This is a genomic window from Caballeronia calidae, from assembly GCF_900044055.2.
GTDB lineage: Bacteria > Pseudomonadota > Gammaproteobacteria > Burkholderiales > Burkholderiaceae > Caballeronia > Caballeronia calidae.
Map to the genome: position 1 here is coordinate 159,076 of NZ_FCOX02000002.1, position 17,239 is coordinate 176,314.

A 17,239-nucleotide genomic window follows, 5' to 3' on the forward strand; every position below is an offset into this window, starting at 1 on the left:
CGAAACGATCATCCGAAAACCATGCACGCGCGCCGCACCCGGTCAGAAGCGCTCGGGCACGTACCGGAGCGGCCGGTCGCTCTCGCGATAATCCCCCGCCTTTTGCCGCTTCGGCAGCTTCACTTTCTCTCGCGGCACGGCCTTGTAAGGAATGCTCGACAGCAGATGGCTGATGAGATTGAGGCGCGCACGGCGCTTGTCGTCGGAATGCACGACGTGCCAGGGCGCGATATCGGTATCGGTGGCTTCGAACATCTCGTCGCGGGCGCGCGAATAGTCGTACCAGCGGCTATACGAGCGCAGGTCCATCGGCGAAAGCTTCCAGATCTTGCGCTCGTCGTGGATGCGCGCCTCGAGACGCCGCGTCTGCTCTTCCTGACCCACCTCGAGCCAGTATTTGATCAGAATGACGCCCGAATCGATGATCGCGCGCTCCACGAGCGGCACGCCTTTCAGGAAGGTCGTCGCCTGCTCCTCGGTGCAAAAACCCATCACGCGCTCGACGCCCGCGCGGTTGTACCAGCTCCGGTCGAACAGCATGATCTCGCCCGCCGCCGGAAGATGCGGCAGATAGCGCTGCACATACATCTGCGTTTTCTCGCGCTCGGTGGGCGCGGGCAGCGCGACCACGCGGAAGATGCGCGGGCTCACGCGCTCGGTGATCGCCTTGATCGTGCCGCCCTTGCCCGCGCCGTCGCGTCCCTCGAAGACGATGCAAATCTTCGCGCCGGAATACACGACCCATTCCTGCAATTTCACGAGTTCGACATGCAGGCGCGCCAGTTCCTTCTCGTACTCCTTGCGGCTCAGGCGCTCATGCGCGGCGTTCGGCTCCTTGACAGCCTTGTCTTCCTTCATCGCGGTCTCCCCATGATTCACGATGCGCGTCCGCGCGGCCACGGCAGGGCGGCCGTCGCTACGATCGCGCGCGGCATGCGCTTTCAGGCATGTCACGACGACGTCAGGTTTCGTTGCGCCCGGGCATGACCTGCACCACGAGCGTGCGATTCTTCCAGAACATGTTGTGGATGCGCGGCTGAAACGTGCGCAGCACGTGCGGCTCGATCCCATCGAAGGTCACGACCGCGGCCGGATGCTCGCCGGTGCCGGGCACGCGCTGGATCGAATCGTACGGAGGAAAGCCGTAGTTGCAGAGAAAATCCCGGATTTCGTCGTCGGTCGTCGACTCTTCTACATTGCCTAGCCAGAGTTCACCCATTGCGAAGTTCTCCAGTGAGTCCTGCGATGCTTCCAAAGCCTGGCGCATGAACGAGCGGTCAGGCCGACTTGTCGCGCTTTCCCGACTTGCGCTGCGCAAGCGGATTCAGCGCGACGACGAATGTCACGATGCCGATGCCGAGCGCCCACATGCCGTAGCGGAATTCGGGCTTCACCTCGTACAGGAGGCCGTGAATCGTGAAGTAAAGCCCGGCGAGCCAGATGAAGACGCCGATCGAGGCAACCACCATGCGAGGCTCGTTCAGTCTCATCGAATTCTCCCGGATGCATTTGGCGAGATAGCTTCAGTTTAGGAAATCCTTGGCCGCCTTGTGAACACTCTCGTACGGAACGTGCTTGGCGCGCGGCGATCGGTACGATACATTTGCTGCGTGTCACCGTGGAACCGGGCAACGTCTCCGTTCATTCGACCGAAGGCGGCCAGGTGGCCGAATGAAACTCACGACCAACCAGCCGTTCAACGTTCAAGCAAACGCCGGACAATGCGAAAGCCGATACTCTCTCCGAGCCGGTTGCGTATCTTCTCGACGCTCGTCATTCTGTTCACCATGACGGCGGGCAGCGCGCGGGCCCAGGGCACGCCCGATCGCACCGTCGTCGGTACGAACGTGCAGCGGTACGCCAACGCCGTGCTCGCGGTCATGTCGTACACCGCCGTACCCGACGTCACGACGAGCTCGCTTTCCATCAACAGCGGCACGAGCGGCAATCCGGGCTTCGGCCAGACGCAGCTCGGCGGCGGCTTCACCCTCAGCAAGTCGTTTCCGCTCTACCTCGAAGGCACGGTCGCCTACAGCCGCTACGATCCGACGTTCGTCGCCAACGACGGCGACGTGGAGCGCGCCGTGCCGACCAAGTGGAACACGGTCAGCACGACGATCGGCGTCGGCTGGGACTTCCCGATCACGAGCGAGCTGCGCCTGCGTCCGATCATCAACGGCATGATCGGACGCGTCGCGAGCGACGTGCGCGTCGCGCAAACGGTTTTCAATCATGTCGCCGACGCCAATCTCCAGTTCCTCGAAGACGGCGCGCTCAACGCCTACGGCGTCGGCGGCTCGCTCATGCTCGATCTGGAGCATTACCGCGAGCACTACGAGATCGATCTCGAACTCCGCGCAACCGATATCTACCTGCGCAGCTTCGGGGGATCGTCGCAGGCCGTGCAGGGCTCCGCGACCGCGCAGCAGTTCAGCCTGTGGGCGCGCTGGCGTGCGCCCACAGGCTTGGCCGCGCTCGACCGGCCGGTGCGCTACGTGCTCGAAACCGCCTACTCGCATTACTTCGGCGACAGCGCCGGCGTACTCGGTTTCAACGACCTGACGTCACTCGGGGTCGGCCTGGAACTGGACAGCAGCCGGTATCCGGTCATCGTCACGCGCACGCGCGCGATGGTGCGTTATGTGTTCGGCCATAACGTTCACGGCGTGTCGTTCGGCTTCGCGGTGAGCTTCTGAGCGGCGCGCTTCGCTGCTTCCTGCTCACTGCTTCTTGCTCACTGCTTCTTGATTTGCCACTCCGCGCCGCCTTTCTTGCAGGCGGTCGGCGTCCAGGTCTGCGTCTGCCCCTTCGCGACCGCCGTGATCGTGACCTTGCGGCACGTCTCGCCTTCGCGCTGGACCGTATCGCGCGGCGTGACCGTGCCCTCGATAGGCACGGTGTTGCCCGTGCCTTCATTGCTCCATTTGGCCGTTTCGCCGTCCTTCTTCGTGTCGAGCGCCTGCTGGGCCGCGCGATTGAGCGCTTTCCGGTCAGCGGGCTTCATATAGCTGATCGGCGTGTCCTTGAGGAAATTCAGGTTCGCGGCCTGCGCGCACGTGCATGACAGGAAAAGCGTGGCGAGCACGCCACCGGTGAGACCACCTGGTTTGGCGCTCATGTCCCTCTCCGTTCAGAACTTGTTACGCTGGCTGGGATCGAATTTCGGGTCCGGCTGCTTCTGCGTCTGCCTGAGCACGCCCTGCGGATCGAAATAGAAATTGAAGATCATGTGGCTGATGTTGTTTTCCATGTATCGGTACGACCACACCTCACGATCCATCCGCTTGAAATACGCCGTTTCGAATGGACGGCCGAACGTGGTCATCACGTCGTTGCGCGTCCACTTGTTGACCTCGGCGCGATAAAACTCGTTCTCCTGGAGCACCTGCCGCACGCTGACGGCGTTGCCCGACGCATCGAGATCGACGGCGGTGGTCGTCGATCCCATCGGCTGCGTGGGCCACATCAGACGCTTGCCGCCGTTGGGCAGATCATAGGTTTCCTTCGGCGGCCCGAGCTTCGCGATGATCGCCTGCTGATCCATGCCGGCCTGAACGCGCTGCTCGGGCTGCGCGCAACCCGCCAGCGCGAGCGCGACGGCGCACGCGCCGTGCGTCAACGCGAATGCAAAGCGCTTTTTCATTGGTCTCTCCCGCGTTGCCCTCTGCCGGTTCCCGGCTATTTTGTCGCGGCCGGTTCGACGGAAATCGCGAACGCTTCCGTATAGACCGCTTTCACCTGATCGCCTTTCTTCACGCGCTTGAGGCGCTCCGGGTCCTCCACATGCAGATCCACCATCCCGCCCTTCGGCCCGCGCAAGGTGACCGTTTTCGTGTGCTTGTCGACGGCCACCACGTCCGCGATGATCGTCACTTCGCGCCCGACCTCGCCGCCCGGCTTCGCGCCCTGCGGCGAGCGCTGCTCCGTTTCGCTCTCGGCGGCCGACGCCTGCGTCTTCTTGTCGAGGAGGCTCAAGGTGAGCGATTCCCGATACTGCGCGTTGACGACATCGCCGATCTTGAGTTGATCGAAGTTGCGCGCCTCCTTCGTGACTTCGAGCTCGATCACCTTGCCCGATGCGGCTTTCAGCGTGACGGTGCGGGTCGCCGGATCGATGCCGACGATCGTGGCCGTCACCTTCGCGACGCCCTGCACCGTGGCGCCGCTGGCATTGCGCGTGACGCTCATGTCGGTCACGGGGTCGGCGGAATAAGCGCTTGCGGAGATCGCAAGGCACGACAGGACAGCGAGGCTCATGCGCTTCATGATGGCGCTCCTTTTTTATTGACGCTGGAAGGGTTTTACTGGATCGTGTAACCGCGTCCCTGCATGCAGGCGGCCCACGCGCGGTAGTAGGTGGACATCGCGTTCTGGCTCTGCGCCTGCGCGTTGGATTCCTGCGCGCGCTTGTTCTGCCGGGCGCGCGCGCCGCCCGCCATGGTTCCGGCTGTCGCGCCGATGGCCGCGCCCTTGCCGGCATCGCCCGCGATCGCGCCGATCACCGCGCCGCCCGCCGCACCGCGCGCCGCGCCGCCCACACGTTCGCCGCCGCCCACGGCCGGCCCGCCTTGCGGAGGCGGCGCCGCCGATGCCGTGGCAGGGTCGATGCCCGTGTTGCTCTTCGCCCAGCTATAGCACGCGCCGTCGTCGCTTTGCTGCTTCTGTGGGCTCTGTCCTTTGGCGGGATACGCGATGGGCTTGCTCTGCGCCATGGCATCGAGCGCCAGTACGGCGATCACGATGGCGCAGCCCGCACGCAATTTCGTGGCATTCATGGGGACTCCTTGCTTGATTTGATCGGCTAATGACTTTATCACTCCCGGGATCGCACGAGATCGGCGCCGGTTCGTCATTCGTCAAGGCTCCTGCACACGGGTCCAGGATGCGTCGGGATCGAATTCGCTCAGCGGCGGCGCCGATGCGCCACGATTCTTTTGATACACGACCCCGTTGTTATTGACAATAAAAGTCATCACGCCGCTTGCGCCATATTGCGCGGGATACGCGGCCAACGCGAAGCCCGCCAGCATGCGCCCGTTGATGATATAGCTGAACGCGCCGCCCGGCGCGTGCTTTCCCTGCCTCGTGAGGATGCGAAAGTAGTATCCGTGATAAGCGTCGCCCGGGTTCCGATCCTTGAAATAATTCGCGCTCGCCGCGATCAAGGGTCCGAAGGGGCTCGGCTCCTCGCCCTTCGCTTCATTGGCGGGCCAGTAGAGTCCGTCGCGCTTGCCGGGCGAGCTGCCGAGCTTGCGGGCGTACTGCAGCACGCCGTCGCCCATGCGATCGCGCGTCGCGTATTCGCGTTGCGCATCGAGATAGGCGCGCAGCACCTTGATCGCCTCACGCTCGCTCGCGCCGATGCGCCGGTCCAGCACCTCCTGCTCGCCCTCTTCCGTCGCGAAGCGCCACGCACCTTTTTCGCGCACGAGCGGAATCGGCATCGGCCATGCTTCGTCGCCGATACGCAAAATGCGCCGGTCCGGCGATGTTTCCTCCAGCATGTGATACGCGTTGAATTCCGCGAGCGCATTGGCGCGCAACTCGCGATTCTCGGCTTCGTCGGGCGTCACGACGAGTGACTTGTGCGCGTTGCCGAAGATCGCGATGAGCGCAGCATCGTCGTTCGATTTCAGCGCCTGTTCCAGCGCGCTGACCGCTGCCTCGGGCGTCGCGAAGGTCTGCTGCCTGTCGGCGGCGAGAATGCGCGGTGGCGCGAGCAGCATCGCGATGGTTGCAAGTGCAAGCAACAGACGCGTCGATCCGTTCATGATCCGCTCCTATCGTCGACCCGCGCGGCCGCCGCCGCCTCCGAATCCGCCGCGGCCGCCGCCGGAGAAGCCTCCGCCGCCCTGGAAGCCGCCGCCTCCGCCGCCCTGGAAACCGCGGCCTCCCTGACCGCCCGACATCGACTGCCGGCTCGCCGCGCCGCGCGCGCTGTCCGCACGCGCGGCCTGCGCGGAGCCGTATCCGCTGAACGCGTCGCCGCCGCGTCCCTGTCCCTGATAGTTGCCCGTGTTCTGCGCGCGCGCTGCGTTCTGCGTGCCCGTCGGCGTGCGCGCGGCGGCGCGCTCGGTGCCGCCGGATGCGCCGGGACTGCCGCTGCCCGCGCGCGACGGCGCATCGCCCACACGTGGCGTCGATGCGCGCGCGCCGGTGCCCGACACCTGTCCGGGCTGTTTCTCGGAGCGCCACGTGCTCGACTGCTGCGTCCCCGTTCCGCTGCGGTTCGCCGCGCGATTGCTCAGCTCGTTCCTGACTTCGGTGCGATTGACATTGCTCTCGCGATTGATGTTGATCGTGTTGTTGCCGCCGCTGTAGTGGGTCTCGTAATGCCCGCCATGCCACGCCGCCGTGATCGCCGCGCCCCAGATGAGGCCGGTCGCGAAGGCCGCGCCGGGCGCATACGGATAGTAATAGACGGGATACGGCGCGGGCGCATAGGTATAGACGGGCGTCGGGCTGCTCACGATCACCGTCGACGGGTTGTACTGCGGCACGTAGATGACTTCCGGATTCGACGGCACGATCCTGATCACTTCCTTCTCGACCACCACCGTCTGCTTGTCATCGGTCTTCAGATTGCCCACCGATTGCGTCTGCCGGCGAAAGCGCTGCACCGCCTGCAAGACGGCGCTCTGATCCGCGACGACCGCTTCGCCGAGCGCGACGGTCCAGTCGAGATCCGCGCTCATCTTCTTCACGATTTCCGGGTAATTGAGAAGCGCTTTCACCGGGTCTTGCCATGCTTCGTTCACAGGCAGATCCTTTTGCGTTTTTCTGCGATCGAGAAAACGGTCCGCCTGCACGACTTCCACCGGATAAGTGGATGCGGGAAGAATGATCGCGATGAGATCGTCGGGATAGAGCGCGATCGGGCCGACGAGCGTGTCGAGGTCGGCCGGATTCATCGCAACGGGCACTTCTCCGCTCGCCGCCGGCGCCTGCGCCTGCACGCTTGCGCCGAATGCGAGCGCGGACGCCACGATCAGCACGCCGATGAAGTTGCGCATCGTCTTGTACTCGCCCCGAACCTCGATGCGGCTGATGCAACACCGCGTTTTTCGGCTATCCGGGTCACGCCGCAACCGGGAATCGAATGCGTGCGCAATGCCGTGACCGGAACAGCGTTTTTGTCGTTTCGTATTGCCGTTTGCAGCCTGATGCGCGTTGAAAGACCGATCGTGCCAAAGGATGATGATTGGAAGATATGCGAACCCTTTAGCGATTTCAAGAATCCGGGCGTAGGTGTTTATTCGATCTCATGCCGCGCGCCCGCGCTTTTAATTACCCGCCTAAAGCGATGATCGCCATGGTCAGAAGCACGCCCAGCGCCATCATCGAAAGACCGGCTTTCCAGCCTCGCCAGCCCGCATAGCCGCCCAATGCATACCCGCAGATGAACAGCATCGCGAGTGTCAGGATGCGCGAAATCAGCAATGCTGTCGGAACATGTTCAAGGATGACGAAGGGCAGCGCGACAGGAAAGGTCGACAGCACGATGATGATGAAAATGCCCAGCGCCGCGAGAAAATCGTCACGCACGAAGCGCGCGCGCTCGGGCAGGCGGTCGTTCGCGGCGATGCGCTTGCGTATCGATTCGAGATCGGCGTCGGAAAAGAAGCTGTCGAGCGCCGCGGGCACCCTGTCGCGCAACGCACGCAGCCCTGCCGCCGCATCGTAGTCGCGCTGTATCGCGAGTGCGAGCGCATGCCTGCGCCCGCGGTTCACGATCGTGCGCACCAGATACATGACGGCATCGGCGAGGCCCCACGCGAGATTGCAGCCGAGCGCCGTGTAGAGCATCTTGCGCCCGGCGTCCTCTCCGCCCGTCGCCGCCGACACCGTGCCGACGAAGGTCAAGGCCATGAAGAGGCCGAAGCACAGTTCCGACACGCGATCGACGGTATCGAGCACGGGCTCCCGCGCGCGTTCTTCCTGCGAAGTCTCCGCAAGCATGGGCATGCTCCGCTATCCGACCTTGACCTCGTTTTCCAACGGCTGATTCTTCTCGAACGCCGTGACGCTCTGCAACGTGGTCTCGCAGATGGTCGTCAACGCTTCGCGCGTCAGATAAGCCTGATGCCCGGTCACGATGACATTGGGGAACGAGACGAGCCGCTGAAAGACATCGTCGGTGATGATCTCGCTCGACAGATCGCGAAAGAAGAGATCCGCTTCCTGTTCGTACACATCGATCGCGAGGCCGCCCAGCTGGCCGCTCTTCAGCGCTTCGATGACCGCTTCCGTATCGATCAGCCCGCCGCGGCTCGTGTTGACCAGCAGCGCGCCGGGCTTCGCGCGCTTGAGCGATTCCGCATTGATGATGTGATGCGTCTGCGGCGTCAGCGGACAAAAGAGCGCGACGATATCCGCGCGCTCGCCGATCTCGCCGGCCGTCGCGTACTTCAGCCCCAGCGCCTCGAACTGCTTCGATGGATAAGGATCGTAGCCGAACACGTGGCAGCCGAAGCCCTGCATGATCTTCGCGAACACGCAGCCGATCTTGCCGGTGCCGACCACCGCGACCGTCTTGCCGTACAGGTCGAAGCCGATCAGGCCGTCGAGCGAAAAGTTCGAATCGCGCGTGCGGTTGTAGGCGCGATGCACCTTGCGATTGATCGCGAGCAACAGCGCGACGGCATGTTCCGCCACCGAGTTCGGCGAGTAGTTGACGACGCGGACCACCTTCATGCCGAGCCTCGCCGCCGCTTCGAGATCCACGTTGTTGAAGCCCGTGCAGCGCAGGGCGACGAGCCGCGTGCCGCCCTTGTGCAGCGCTTCGAGCACCTCGGCATTCGCCTTGTCATTCACGAACACGCACACGGCGCCATAGCCCGCCGCGAGCTCGACGGTATCCATGTCCAGCGACACGTCGATGTACTTGAGCTTGTGATGCTCGGCCTTGTTCGCTTCGTCGAGATACTGCCGCTCGTAAGGCGTCGAACTGAATATCGCCACTTCCATGATGTGCTCCTCCTCAACAGTCGTTCGGGCGCCGCACGGCGAAAGTCTAGCCTGCTGCGAGCGATATGGCGATCTGCACGAAAAGTACCTTGACGATGGTCATCGACGGGAAAATCATCGCGTACATGATGTCGGGCTGATCCGTCGGCGCGATGCGATTGGCGAACGCGAGGATCGCCGGATTGCCGGTCGCGCCGCAGATCACGCCCACGGACGTATCGAAGGGCAGCTTGAAGATCCACAGACAGCACACGGCGGTGACGCCGACGAGAACCAGCAGCGTGATCACGCCGTAAAGCAGCAGCAGCGGTCCGGCGGTGCCCACCGTGGCGACGAACTTCGGCCCGCACGATATGCCCACCTGCGCGAGAAAGATCGTGAGGCCGAGATTGCGCAGCACGAGATTCGCGGAGAGCGGCATCACCCAGACGAACGGGCCGTTGCGCCGCGCCTTGCCGAGACACAGCGCGACCAGCAGCAGCGCGGCGAGCCCCAGGCTGAAGGCGGAAAGCCCGGGCACGGGCAGCGGAATCGCGCCCGCGAGCAGGCCCACCGCCGCGCCGATGCCGAGGCAGATGAAACTCAGGTCGGCCGTGCCCTTGATCGAATCGCCGAAGAACGTGCGCATCGTCGCCTGATGCGCGCGGTTGACGAGCAGGCCCACGCGGTCGCCCGCTTCGAGAATGAGATCGGGCGTCGAGAGCATGTCGGCGTCGCCGCGGCGCACGTGCGCGATCGCGCAGTTCACGCCGTCGGGGAAACGGATATCGCCGAGCGCCATGCCGACGACCGCCGGATTCGACGCGAACACGCGCATGTAGTCGAGGTCTTCGCGATGGCTCGCCATGCGTCCCGGCTGAAGCTCGCCGCACAGCGCGGTGGCTTCGTCGAGCAGACGCCGGTCGGTGGCGGTGGCGAGCAGCACGTCGTCGGCGCGCAGCGTGAAATCGGCCGTGGGAAGCTGATTGTGATGCGCGCGCCGCACCGCCGCGATCACGACGCCCGAAGGCAGACGGCTCGCGAGCTCGGCCATCTTGAGACCGACGAGGTTCGCGTTTTTCAGCGCGATCTCCGCCGTTTCGAGAATCTTCGCGGGCGGCTTCTGAATCTTTACTTTCAGCGCGACGTTGAGCATGTAAAGAAACAGGATCGGCCCGGCGACGCCGAACGGATACGAGACGCTATAGGCGACGGCCGCATCGTTGCTCTTCATCGATGCGATCGCGACCTGCAGACTCGCCGTGCTGGTGCCGCTGCCGGCGAACATGCCGAGTGAATCGGCGAGCTTGATGCCGAAGTGAATGAAGGCGCACGACACGAGACCCGACGCGATCACGCCGATGCACGCGGCCACGTTCGCCTTCATGCCGTCGCGGCTCGTGAGGCCGTGGAAGAACTGCGCGCCGTACTGGATGCCGATTCCGTACAGGAACAGCAGCAGCCCCAGCGTGCCCAGCAACGCGGGCGGCGCCGATTTCGGCGCGAATGCACCAATCGCGAGCCCGACGAACAGCACCGCGCCGGAGCCGAGCGCCACGCCCTTGACGTTGATCTCGCCGATGAGATAGCCCAGCGCGATCGTCAGAAAGAGCGCGAACAACGACTGATTTTCGAGGAAGGTTCTGACTGCATCCATGCCGCCTCCTGTGGATGGACAAAGCAACTCAGCAGTACACGAACATTAAAGGCGCTTTGTGGCGCGCAGTCCAGCACCACCGTGCGCATTCAGTGCGATTCCAGCACGACGACACTGCGCGCCTCCACGCGGCATGCGCCGCGCTCGATATCCGCCGTTTCGACATCCGGCACAATGTCCTGCGGCGATTCGCGCGCCGTATCGACGATGCGCCGCCAGCTCCGGTTGTCGAGGACGGGCAGCGCGACGTCGCGCGCATCGTCGTTCATGTTGAAGACGATGTGCAACATCGGCTCGCCCGGCGCCTGCTCCGCGAGCGTGAACGCGACGAAGCGCGCGCCGGGATCGTGCCATGCGGGCGCGTCGAGCCGCTCGCCGTGCCACGCGACATCGGGATGACCCTGCCCGTTCGCCGGACGCCCCGTGAGAAAGCGGCGGCGGCGCAGGCTCGCATGACGCTTGCGCAGCGCGATCATCTCGCGCACGAAGCGCAGCATGTCTTGCGCGTCGTCGGAGAGATGCCAGTCCATCCACGAGAGCGCGTTGTCCTGACAGAACGCGTTGTTGTTGCCGCGCTGACTGCGCAGGATTTCATCGCCCGCGAGAAGCATCGGCACGCCCTGACTCAATAGCAGGATCGCCATGAAATTGCGCGCCTGCCGCAGACGCAGCCCGAGGATCGCCGGATCGGCCGTGTCGCCTTCCGCGCCGCAATTCCACGACAGATTGTCGTTGCTGCCGTCGCGATTGTCCTCGCCGTTCGCCTCGTTGTGCTTCGCGTCGTAGCTGACGAGATCGTTCAGCGTGAAGCCGTCGTGACAGGTGACGAAGTTGATGCTGTTGGTGGGCAGCCGGCCGTCGTCCTGATAGATATCCGCGCTGCCCGCGATGCACGTGCACATTTCGCCGACGATGCCCGGATCGCCGCGCACGAAGCGCCGGATCGCATCGCGGTAACGTCCGTTCCACTCGGCCCACGCCATGCCCGGAAACGCGCCGACGTGATAGAGGCCGCCCGCGTCCCACGCTTCGGCGATCAGCGGCACGCGCGCGAGCACCGGCGATGCTTCCATCGCCCAGGGCAAGGGCGGCGTGCGCAACAGCTCGCCCTGCTCCCCGCGCACGAACACGCTCGCGAGATCGAAGCGGAAACCGTCCACGCCCAGTTCGCGCACCCAGTATTCGAGGCAGCGCATGATGAACGCCGATACGAGCGGATGATTGCAGTTGACGGTATTGCCGCAGCCCGTGAAGTCGCGATAATGCCGCGCGTCGTTCTTGTCGATCTGATAAAAGGCCTCGTTGGCGAAGACCTTGAAGTGGATCACCGGCCCGTTGTTGCCCGCTTCCGATGTGTGATTGAACACGACATCGAGCAGCACGCGAATCCCCGCCGCGTGCAAGGCATCGACGAAATCGCGGAACTCCTGCGGCGCGCGCGTCGGTTCCACGCAATAGCGCGGATGCGGACTGTAGAAGCTATGCGTGCTGTAGCCCCAGTAATTGCGGAGGCCGCGCTCGGCGGCGACGGCGGGAATGTCCTGCTCGTCGAAGGCCATCACCGGCAGCAGTTCGACATGGGTGACACCGAGCGCCTTCAAATAAGGTATTTTCTCGATGAGACCCGCGAACGTGCCCGGATGACGCACGCCGCTCGACGGATGCCGCGTGAAGCCACCGACGTGCAGCTCGTAGATGATCGCGTCGTCGAGCGTGCGGATGTCGATATCGTCGTCGCGCGGATCGAGCGGCTCGGTGACGATGCCCCTGAGCGACGCATGTTCCGCCGCATCGGGCGCGGTGGCCTGCCGGCGGTCGTAGAAGCGGTCGCTCACGGCGCGCGCGTGCGGATCGAGCAGTTCCTTGCGGCTCGCGGCTTCGTCGCTCATCTGCGGCACACCGAGCGGGCCGTACACGCGCCACGTATAGCAGCAGCGCAGCGGAATATCCTCGACGAGCACGTGCCAGAAGAAAAACGTGCGGTGCTCGTCGGCGGCGAGCGTAATGACCTGAAAGGGCTCCGTGCTGTCGGGACCGTCGTAGAGCAGCAGCTCCACGCGCGTCGCGTGCCGGCAGAACGCGCAGAAATTGACGCCGCCCGGCACGACCGTCGCGCCGAGCGGAAAGCGCGAGCCGGGCTTCGTGCCGTAGCTGCGCTGGACGTGCGCTTCAGGGCTGAGCAAGGTCGATCCTCACGGGACGCGTCTTCCAGATGCGCTCGCAATACTCGCTGATCGCGCGGTCCGACGAGAACTTGCCCGAGCGCGCCGTATTCATGATCGACATGCGCGTCCATTGCCGCGTGTCGCGCCATGCTTCGCTCACACGGTCCTGACACGCGACGTAATCCGCGAAATCGGCGAGCACGAGGAAAGGATCGTGTTGCAGCAGGTTATCGAGCAGCGGGCGGAACATGTCCTTATCGCCGCGCGAGAAGCGGCCTTGCGCGATCTGATCGAGCGCATCGCGCAGATCGTCGCTTCCTTGCGCGTACTCCGCCGGGCGATATCCCGCGCGTTTCAATTCATCCACCTGCTGCGCGGTGAGGCCGAAGAGAAAGAAGTTCTCCGCGCCCGCTTCTTCCCGAATCTCGACGTTCGCGCCATCCAGCGTGCCGATGGTCAGCGCGCCGTTGATCATGAACTTCATGTTGCCCGTGCCGGACGCTTCCTTGCCCGCGGTCGAAATCTGCTCGGAGAGATCGGCGGCGGGATAGACCCAGTGGCCGTTCTTCACATTGAAGTCCGGATAGAACACGACTTTCATCCGGCCTTTGATCGCCGCATCGTTGTTCACGACTTCCGCGATGCCGTTGATGAGCCGGATGATGAGCTTCGCCATCGCATAACCTGGCGCGGCCTTTCCGCCGAAGATGAAGCAGCGCGGCGCGGTGCCGAGATCCGGATTGCGGCACAGACGCCGATAAAGACTGATGATGTAGAGCGCGTTCAAATGCTGGCGCTTGTATTCGTGGATGCGCTTCACCTGGATATCGAAGAGCGCGTCGGGATCGACGTCGATGCCCGTCGTGTTCCTGATGCGCGCCGCGAGCGCCGTCTTGTTGCCGCGCCGTATCGCGCGCCATGCGTCGTGAAAGGCGGGATCGTCGGCGTGAGCGACGAGTGCGTCGAGCCGTGCGAGATCGCGGGTCCAGTCGTCGCCGATCGTCTGGTCGAGCAGGCGCGCGAGGCCGGGATTGCTCAGCATCAGAAAGCGGCGCGGCGTGACGCCGTTCGTCACATTCGTGAAATGCCCGGGATACATCTCGGCGAAATCGCGCAGCACCGTCTGCTTCAGCAGGTCGGAATGCAGCGCGGCCACGCCGTTGACCGCATGACTGCCGACGGTCGCGAGATTCGCCATGCGCACTTTCCTGTCGCCGGTTTCGTCGATGAGCGACATGCGCTTCACGCGCGCTTCATCGCCCGGATATTGGCGGCGCACTTCATCGAGAAAACGTCGATTGATTTCGTAAATGATTTCGAGCGGACGCGGCAGCAGGCTTTGAAAGAGCGGCAAGCCCCATGTTTCGAGCGCCTCGGGCAACAACGTGTGATTCGTGTAAGCCAGCGTGCGCTGCGTGATGTCCCATGCGGCATCCCATGAAAGCAGGCGCTCGTCGATCAGGAGGCGCATCAGCTCGGCCACCGCGACGGACGGATGCGTATCGTTGAGCTGTGCGGCGAAAAGGTCCGCGAAGCGCTCGATCGGCGTGCCCTTCGCATCCATCAGACGCAGCATGTCCTGCAACGAGCACGAGACGAAGAAGTATTGCTGCGCGAGACGCAGACGCTTGCCGGCCTCGGGTTCGTCGTTCGGATAGAGCACTTTCGAAAGCGTCTCCGAAACGACCTTCTCCTCCACCGCCTCGTAATATTCGCCTGCGTTGAAGTCCTGGAAGTCGAAGGACTCGACGGCCTCGCTCTTCCACAAACGCAGGATGTTGCACGTATCGACGCGATAACCCTGCATCGGCATGTCGCACGCCACGCCTTTCACCTGTCGCGCCGGAATCCAGCGCACGCGCAGCCGGCCTTCCGCATCCGTCGTGCTTTCCGTGCGTCCGCCGAACGAGACGTAATAGCTGACGTCCGGGCGCACGATCTCCCACGGATTGCCCTTCTGCAGCCACTTGTCCGTGCTTTCCGCCTGCCAGCCGTCGCGGATCTCCTGATCGAAGATGCCGAACTCATAGCGGATGCCATAGCCGATCGCGGGTATTTCCAGCGTCGCCAGCGAATCCAGATAGCACGCGGCGAGACGTCCCAGGCCGCCATTGCCGAGGCCCGGTTCTTCTTCGAGCGCGAGCAGATCGTCGAGATGCTGGCCGAGCGCGCGCATCGCGTCGTGCGCTTCCGCCTCCATGCCGAGATTCAGGAGGTTATTGCCGAGCTGCGGCCCGATCAGAAACTCCGCGGAAAGATAGCAGGCGACCTTCACGTCCTTCGCCGCATAGGTTTTCGTCGACGCGGCCCAGCGCGCGAGCATGCGATCCCTCACGCTGAAGGCGAGCGCCATGTACCAGTCCTGCGGCGTGGCGATGTCGGGATAACGCGCCTGACGGCAGATCAGATTCCTCACGACATCGTGCTGAAACGCATAACCGGGCACATCGCTCGCGGCTGCTTTGGCGTTCGCGACTGCTTCGGCTGCAGGAACATCGCTCATGGTCGTCCCCCGTTCGGCTCATCACACTGAGCAAGAATATGTTAGGCGCGGGGGATTACAAGCAGCACGCGCGATCGAATATTGCATCGATGCGTCTTAAGCGCTTCATTATTCTCATCGCTCAACACGATCGCGATGTGTGCGCCCGGGCACTTGGACCGCGACCCGATTCCATGTACAACAGAATCAGTGCACACGCCGCATGGATCGCTCATGTCATCCGATCAATCCGTTCGATCAGCACAGCGCGCCGACGGCATCGCGCACGGCTGGCTGCGTTATCTGCCCGGCGTCGCGATGCTCAGGGAATACCGCGTGGGCTGGCTTCGGAACGACATCGTCGCCGGTCTCGTGCTGACGACGATGCTCGTGCCGGTCGGCGTCGCCTATGCGGAGGCGTCCGGCGTGCCCGGCGTATGCGGCCTGTACGCGACGATCGTCCCGCTCATCGCCTATGCGATCTTCGGCCCGAGCCGGATTCTCGTGCTCGGCCCCGATTCGGCGCTCGCCGCGCCCGTGCTCGCCGTCGTCGTGCTGAGCGCATCGGGCGATCCATCGCGCGCGATGGCCGTGGCGGGCATGATGGCGGTCGTCTCGGGGCTGGTGTGCGTCTTCTTCGGCGTGCTGAAGCTCGGCTTCGTCACGGAACTGCTGTCGAAGCCCATCCGGTACGGCTATATGAACGGCATCGCGCTGACGGTGCTGATCAGCCAGTTGCCGAAGCTCTTTGCCATATCCATCGACGATCACGGCCCGATTCGCGATCTGCTCAGTCTCGGCAAGGCGCTCGCCGCGGGCCAGGCGAACTGGTATAGCTTTGCCGTCGGCGCCGGCAGTCTCGTGCTCATTCTTTTGCTCAAGCGCTTCGACAAGGTGCCGGGCATCCTGATCGCCGTCGTGTTCGCGACGCTGTGCGTGTACCTGTTTCAGCTCGATCGCATGGGCGTGAAAGTGCTCGGGCCGATTCCGCAAGGGCTGCCCGCGTTCTCGTTGCCGTGGCTGAGCGATGCCGATTTCGTCCGCATCGTGCTCGGCGGCTGCGCGGTCGCGCTCATCTCCTTCGCCGATACCAGCGTGCTGTCGCGCACCTTCGCCGCGCGCGCCAACACGCGCGTCGATCCGAATCAGGAGATGATCGGGCTCGGCGTGGCCAATCTCGCGACCGGCCTGTTTCAAGGCTTTCCGATCAGCAGCAGCTCGTCGCGCACGCCGGTGGCCGAAGCGGCGGGCGCGCGAACGCAGGTGACGGGCATCGTCGGCGCGCTGGCCGTCGCGGCCGTCCTGCTCGCGGGGCCGAACCTGCTGCGACATCTGCCGAACAGCGCGCTCGCCGCCGTCGTGATCGCCGCTGCGATCGGCCTGTTCGAGTTCGCGGACCTGAAGCGCATCTACCGCATCCAGCAGTGGGAGTTCTGGCTGTCGATCTCCTGTTTCGTCGGCGTGGCCGTGTTCGGCGCGATTCCCGGCATCTGCATCGCCGTGGTGATCGCGGTCATCGAATTCCTGTGGGACGGATGGCGCCCGCACTTCGCCGTGCTCGGACGCGTGGAAGGGCTGCGCGGTTATCACGACATGAAGCGCTACCCGCATGCCGCGCAGATTCCGGGGCTGCTGCTGTTTCGCTGGGACGCGCCGCTCTTCTTCGCGAACGCGGAGCTGTTCCAGCAACGCGTGATGGAAGCGGTGGCGGAAGCGCCCACGCCGGCGAAGCGCGTCGTGGTGACGGCGGAGCCGGTGACGAGCGTGGATGTCACCTCCGCCGACATGCTGCGCGAGCTGCATCGCGTGTTGAAGGAGCGCGGCGTCGAGCTGCATTTCGCCGAGATGAAAGACCCCGTGCGCGACAAGCTCAGGCGCTTCGAACTGATGTCGATTTTCCCCGACGCGTGCTTCCATCCGACCATAGGCAGCGCGGTCGACGCGTACGTCGACGCCGCGCGCGACGATCAGACGCCGTTCGTCTGAGCG

Annotated in this window: 16 protein-coding genes; 2 read left to right on the forward strand and 14 right to left on the reverse strand. The window is 64.1% G+C overall.

Features of this window, described 5'->3' with window-relative positions; genetic code table 11:
* Positions 1-42: 42 nt before the first annotated feature.
* From ppk2 to AWB78_RS02935, 3 genes are all read right to left on the reverse strand, one after another.
* Positions 43-858 (reverse strand): polyphosphate kinase 2, encoded by an 816-nt coding sequence (gene ppk2 / locus AWB78_RS02925; RefSeq protein WP_062602414.1) that lies wholly within the window; start codon positions 856-858, stop codon positions 43-45.
* Positions 859-961: 103 nt separating this feature from the next.
* Positions 962-1,219, reverse strand: coding sequence for an RNA recognition motif domain-containing protein (locus AWB78_RS02930; protein ID WP_062602062.1), 258 nt, complete (start codon positions 1,217-1,219; stop codon positions 962-964).
* A 58-nt stretch (positions 1,220-1,277) separates the two neighbouring features.
* The gene (locus AWB78_RS02935) at positions 1,278-1,490 is read right to left on the reverse strand and encodes a DUF2964 family protein (protein WP_063958926.1); all 213 of its coding nucleotides are present in this window, start codon (positions 1,488-1,490) and stop codon (positions 1,278-1,280) included.
* Between the two features lie 297 nt (positions 1,491-1,787).
* Between AWB78_RS02935 and AWB78_RS02940 the strand changes: the two genes are divergently transcribed.
* Entirely contained in the window at positions 1,788-2,696 is a 909-nt protein-coding gene (locus AWB78_RS02940; protein WP_232477602.1) for a hypothetical protein, read from the forward strand.
* Positions 2,697-2,734: 38 nt separating this feature from the next.
* On the opposite strand, the gene AWB78_RS02945 is transcribed toward AWB78_RS02940, so the two are convergent.
* From AWB78_RS02945 to AWB78_RS02995, 11 genes are all read right to left on the reverse strand, one after another.
* Positions 2,735-3,118: an RT0821/Lpp0805 family surface protein gene (locus AWB78_RS02945; RefSeq protein WP_062602068.1), complete on the reverse strand. Its 384-nt coding sequence runs from the start codon at positions 3,116-3,118 to the stop codon at positions 2,735-2,737.
* 12 nt (positions 3,119-3,130) lie between these two features.
* Positions 3,131-3,643, reverse strand: a complete 513-nt coding sequence (locus AWB78_RS02950; RefSeq protein ID WP_062602070.1) for a hypothetical protein — start codon at positions 3,641-3,643, stop codon at positions 3,131-3,133.
* Between the two features lie 35 nt (positions 3,644-3,678).
* Positions 3,679-4,266 carry a hypothetical protein gene (locus AWB78_RS02955; protein ID WP_062602072.1) on the reverse strand — a complete coding sequence of 196 codons (588 nt, stop codon included), beginning with the start codon at positions 4,264-4,266 and terminating at the stop codon, positions 3,679-3,681.
* A gap of 35 nt (positions 4,267-4,301) precedes the next feature.
* Complete coding sequence (locus tag AWB78_RS02960) at positions 4,302-4,775, reverse strand: glycine zipper family protein (protein WP_062602074.1); 474 nt, start codon at positions 4,773-4,775, stop codon at positions 4,302-4,304.
* 81 nt (positions 4,776-4,856) lie between these two features.
* Positions 4,857-5,771 (reverse strand): DUF2950 domain-containing protein, encoded by a 915-nt coding sequence (locus tag AWB78_RS02965; protein WP_062602076.1) that lies wholly within the window; start codon positions 5,769-5,771, stop codon positions 4,857-4,859.
* A 9-nt stretch (positions 5,772-5,780) separates the two neighbouring features.
* Positions 5,781-7,013, reverse strand: a complete 1,233-nt coding sequence (locus AWB78_RS02970) for a DUF3300 domain-containing protein (protein WP_062602078.1) — start codon at positions 7,011-7,013, stop codon at positions 5,781-5,783.
* Positions 7,014-7,287: 274 nt separating this feature from the next.
* Positions 7,288-7,959, reverse strand: coding sequence for a VIT1/CCC1 transporter family protein (locus AWB78_RS02975; protein ID WP_096031732.1), 672 nt, complete (start codon positions 7,957-7,959; stop codon positions 7,288-7,290).
* Positions 7,960-7,971: 12 nt separating this feature from the next.
* Entirely contained in the window at positions 7,972-8,967 is a 996-nt protein-coding gene (locus AWB78_RS02980) for a 2-hydroxyacid dehydrogenase (RefSeq protein WP_062602082.1), read from the reverse strand.
* Between the two features lie 46 nt (positions 8,968-9,013).
* The gene (locus AWB78_RS02985; RefSeq protein WP_062602084.1) at positions 9,014-10,603 is read right to left on the reverse strand and encodes an aspartate:alanine exchanger family transporter; all 1,590 of its coding nucleotides are present in this window, start codon (positions 10,601-10,603) and stop codon (positions 9,014-9,016) included.
* Positions 10,604-10,692: 89 nt separating this feature from the next.
* Positions 10,693-12,786, reverse strand: coding sequence for a glycogen debranching protein GlgX (gene glgX / locus AWB78_RS02990; RefSeq protein WP_062602086.1), 2,094 nt, complete (start codon positions 12,784-12,786; stop codon positions 10,693-10,695).
* On the reverse strand, positions 12,773-15,271 hold the full coding sequence (locus AWB78_RS02995; protein ID WP_062602088.1) for a glycogen/starch/alpha-glucan phosphorylase: 2,499 nt from the start codon (positions 15,269-15,271) through the stop codon (positions 12,773-12,775). The genes glgX and AWB78_RS02995 overlap by 14 nt, the downstream gene beginning before the upstream one ends.
* 213 nt (positions 15,272-15,484) lie before the next feature.
* On the opposite strand from AWB78_RS02995, the gene AWB78_RS03000 reads away from it, so the two are divergent.
* Complete coding sequence (locus AWB78_RS03000; protein WP_062602090.1) at positions 15,485-17,236, forward strand: SulP family inorganic anion transporter; 1,752 nt, start codon at positions 15,485-15,487, stop codon at positions 17,234-17,236.
* Positions 17,237-17,239 lie beyond the last annotated feature (3 nt).

What these genes read in the sequence shown, in the direction of transcription:
- ppk2 (WP_062602414.1), bottom strand. Translation starts at nt 858, where the DNA reads ATGAAGGAAGACAAGGCTGTCAAGGAGCCGAACGCCGCGCATGAGCGC.
- AWB78_RS02930 (WP_062602062.1), bottom strand. Translation starts at nt 1,219, where the DNA reads ATGGGTGAACTCTGGCTAGGCAATGTAGAAGAGTCGACGACCGACGAC.
- AWB78_RS02935 (WP_063958926.1), bottom strand. Translation starts at nt 1,490, where the DNA reads ATGAGACTGAACGAGCCTCGCATGGTGGTTGCCTCGATCGGCGTCTTC.
- AWB78_RS02940 (WP_232477602.1), top strand. Translation starts at nt 1,788, where the DNA reads ATGACGGCGGGCAGCGCGCGGGCCCAGGGCACGCCCGATCGCACCGTC.
- AWB78_RS02945 (WP_062602068.1), bottom strand. Translation starts at nt 3,118, where the DNA reads ATGAGCGCCAAACCAGGTGGTCTCACCGGTGGCGTGCTCGCCACGCTT.
- AWB78_RS02950 (WP_062602070.1), bottom strand. Translation starts at nt 3,643, where the DNA reads ATGAAAAAGCGCTTTGCATTCGCGTTGACGCACGGCGCGTGCGCCGTC.
- AWB78_RS02955 (WP_062602072.1), bottom strand. Translation starts at nt 4,266, where the DNA reads ATGAAGCGCATGAGCCTCGCTGTCCTGTCGTGCCTTGCGATCTCCGCA.
- AWB78_RS02960 (WP_062602074.1), bottom strand. Translation starts at nt 4,775, where the DNA reads ATGAATGCCACGAAATTGCGTGCGGGCTGCGCCATCGTGATCGCCGTA.
- AWB78_RS02965 (WP_062602076.1), bottom strand. Translation starts at nt 5,771, where the DNA reads ATGAACGGATCGACGCGTCTGTTGCTTGCACTTGCAACCATCGCGATG.
- AWB78_RS02970 (WP_062602078.1), bottom strand. Translation starts at nt 7,013, where the DNA reads ATGCGCAACTTCATCGGCGTGCTGATCGTGGCGTCCGCGCTCGCATTC.
- AWB78_RS02975 (WP_096031732.1), bottom strand. Translation starts at nt 7,959, where the DNA reads ATGCTTGCGGAGACTTCGCAGGAAGAACGCGCGCGGGAGCCCGTGCTC.
- AWB78_RS02980 (WP_062602082.1), bottom strand. Translation starts at nt 8,967, where the DNA reads ATGGAAGTGGCGATATTCAGTTCGACGCCTTACGAGCGGCAGTATCTC.
- AWB78_RS02985 (WP_062602084.1), bottom strand. Translation starts at nt 10,603, where the DNA reads ATGGATGCAGTCAGAACCTTCCTCGAAAATCAGTCGTTGTTCGCGCTC.
- AWB78_RS02995 (WP_062602088.1), bottom strand. Translation starts at nt 15,271, where the DNA reads ATGAGCGATGTTCCTGCAGCCGAAGCAGTCGCGAACGCCAAAGCAGCC.
- AWB78_RS03000 (WP_062602090.1), top strand. Translation starts at nt 15,485, where the DNA reads ATGTCATCCGATCAATCCGTTCGATCAGCACAGCGCGCCGACGGCATC.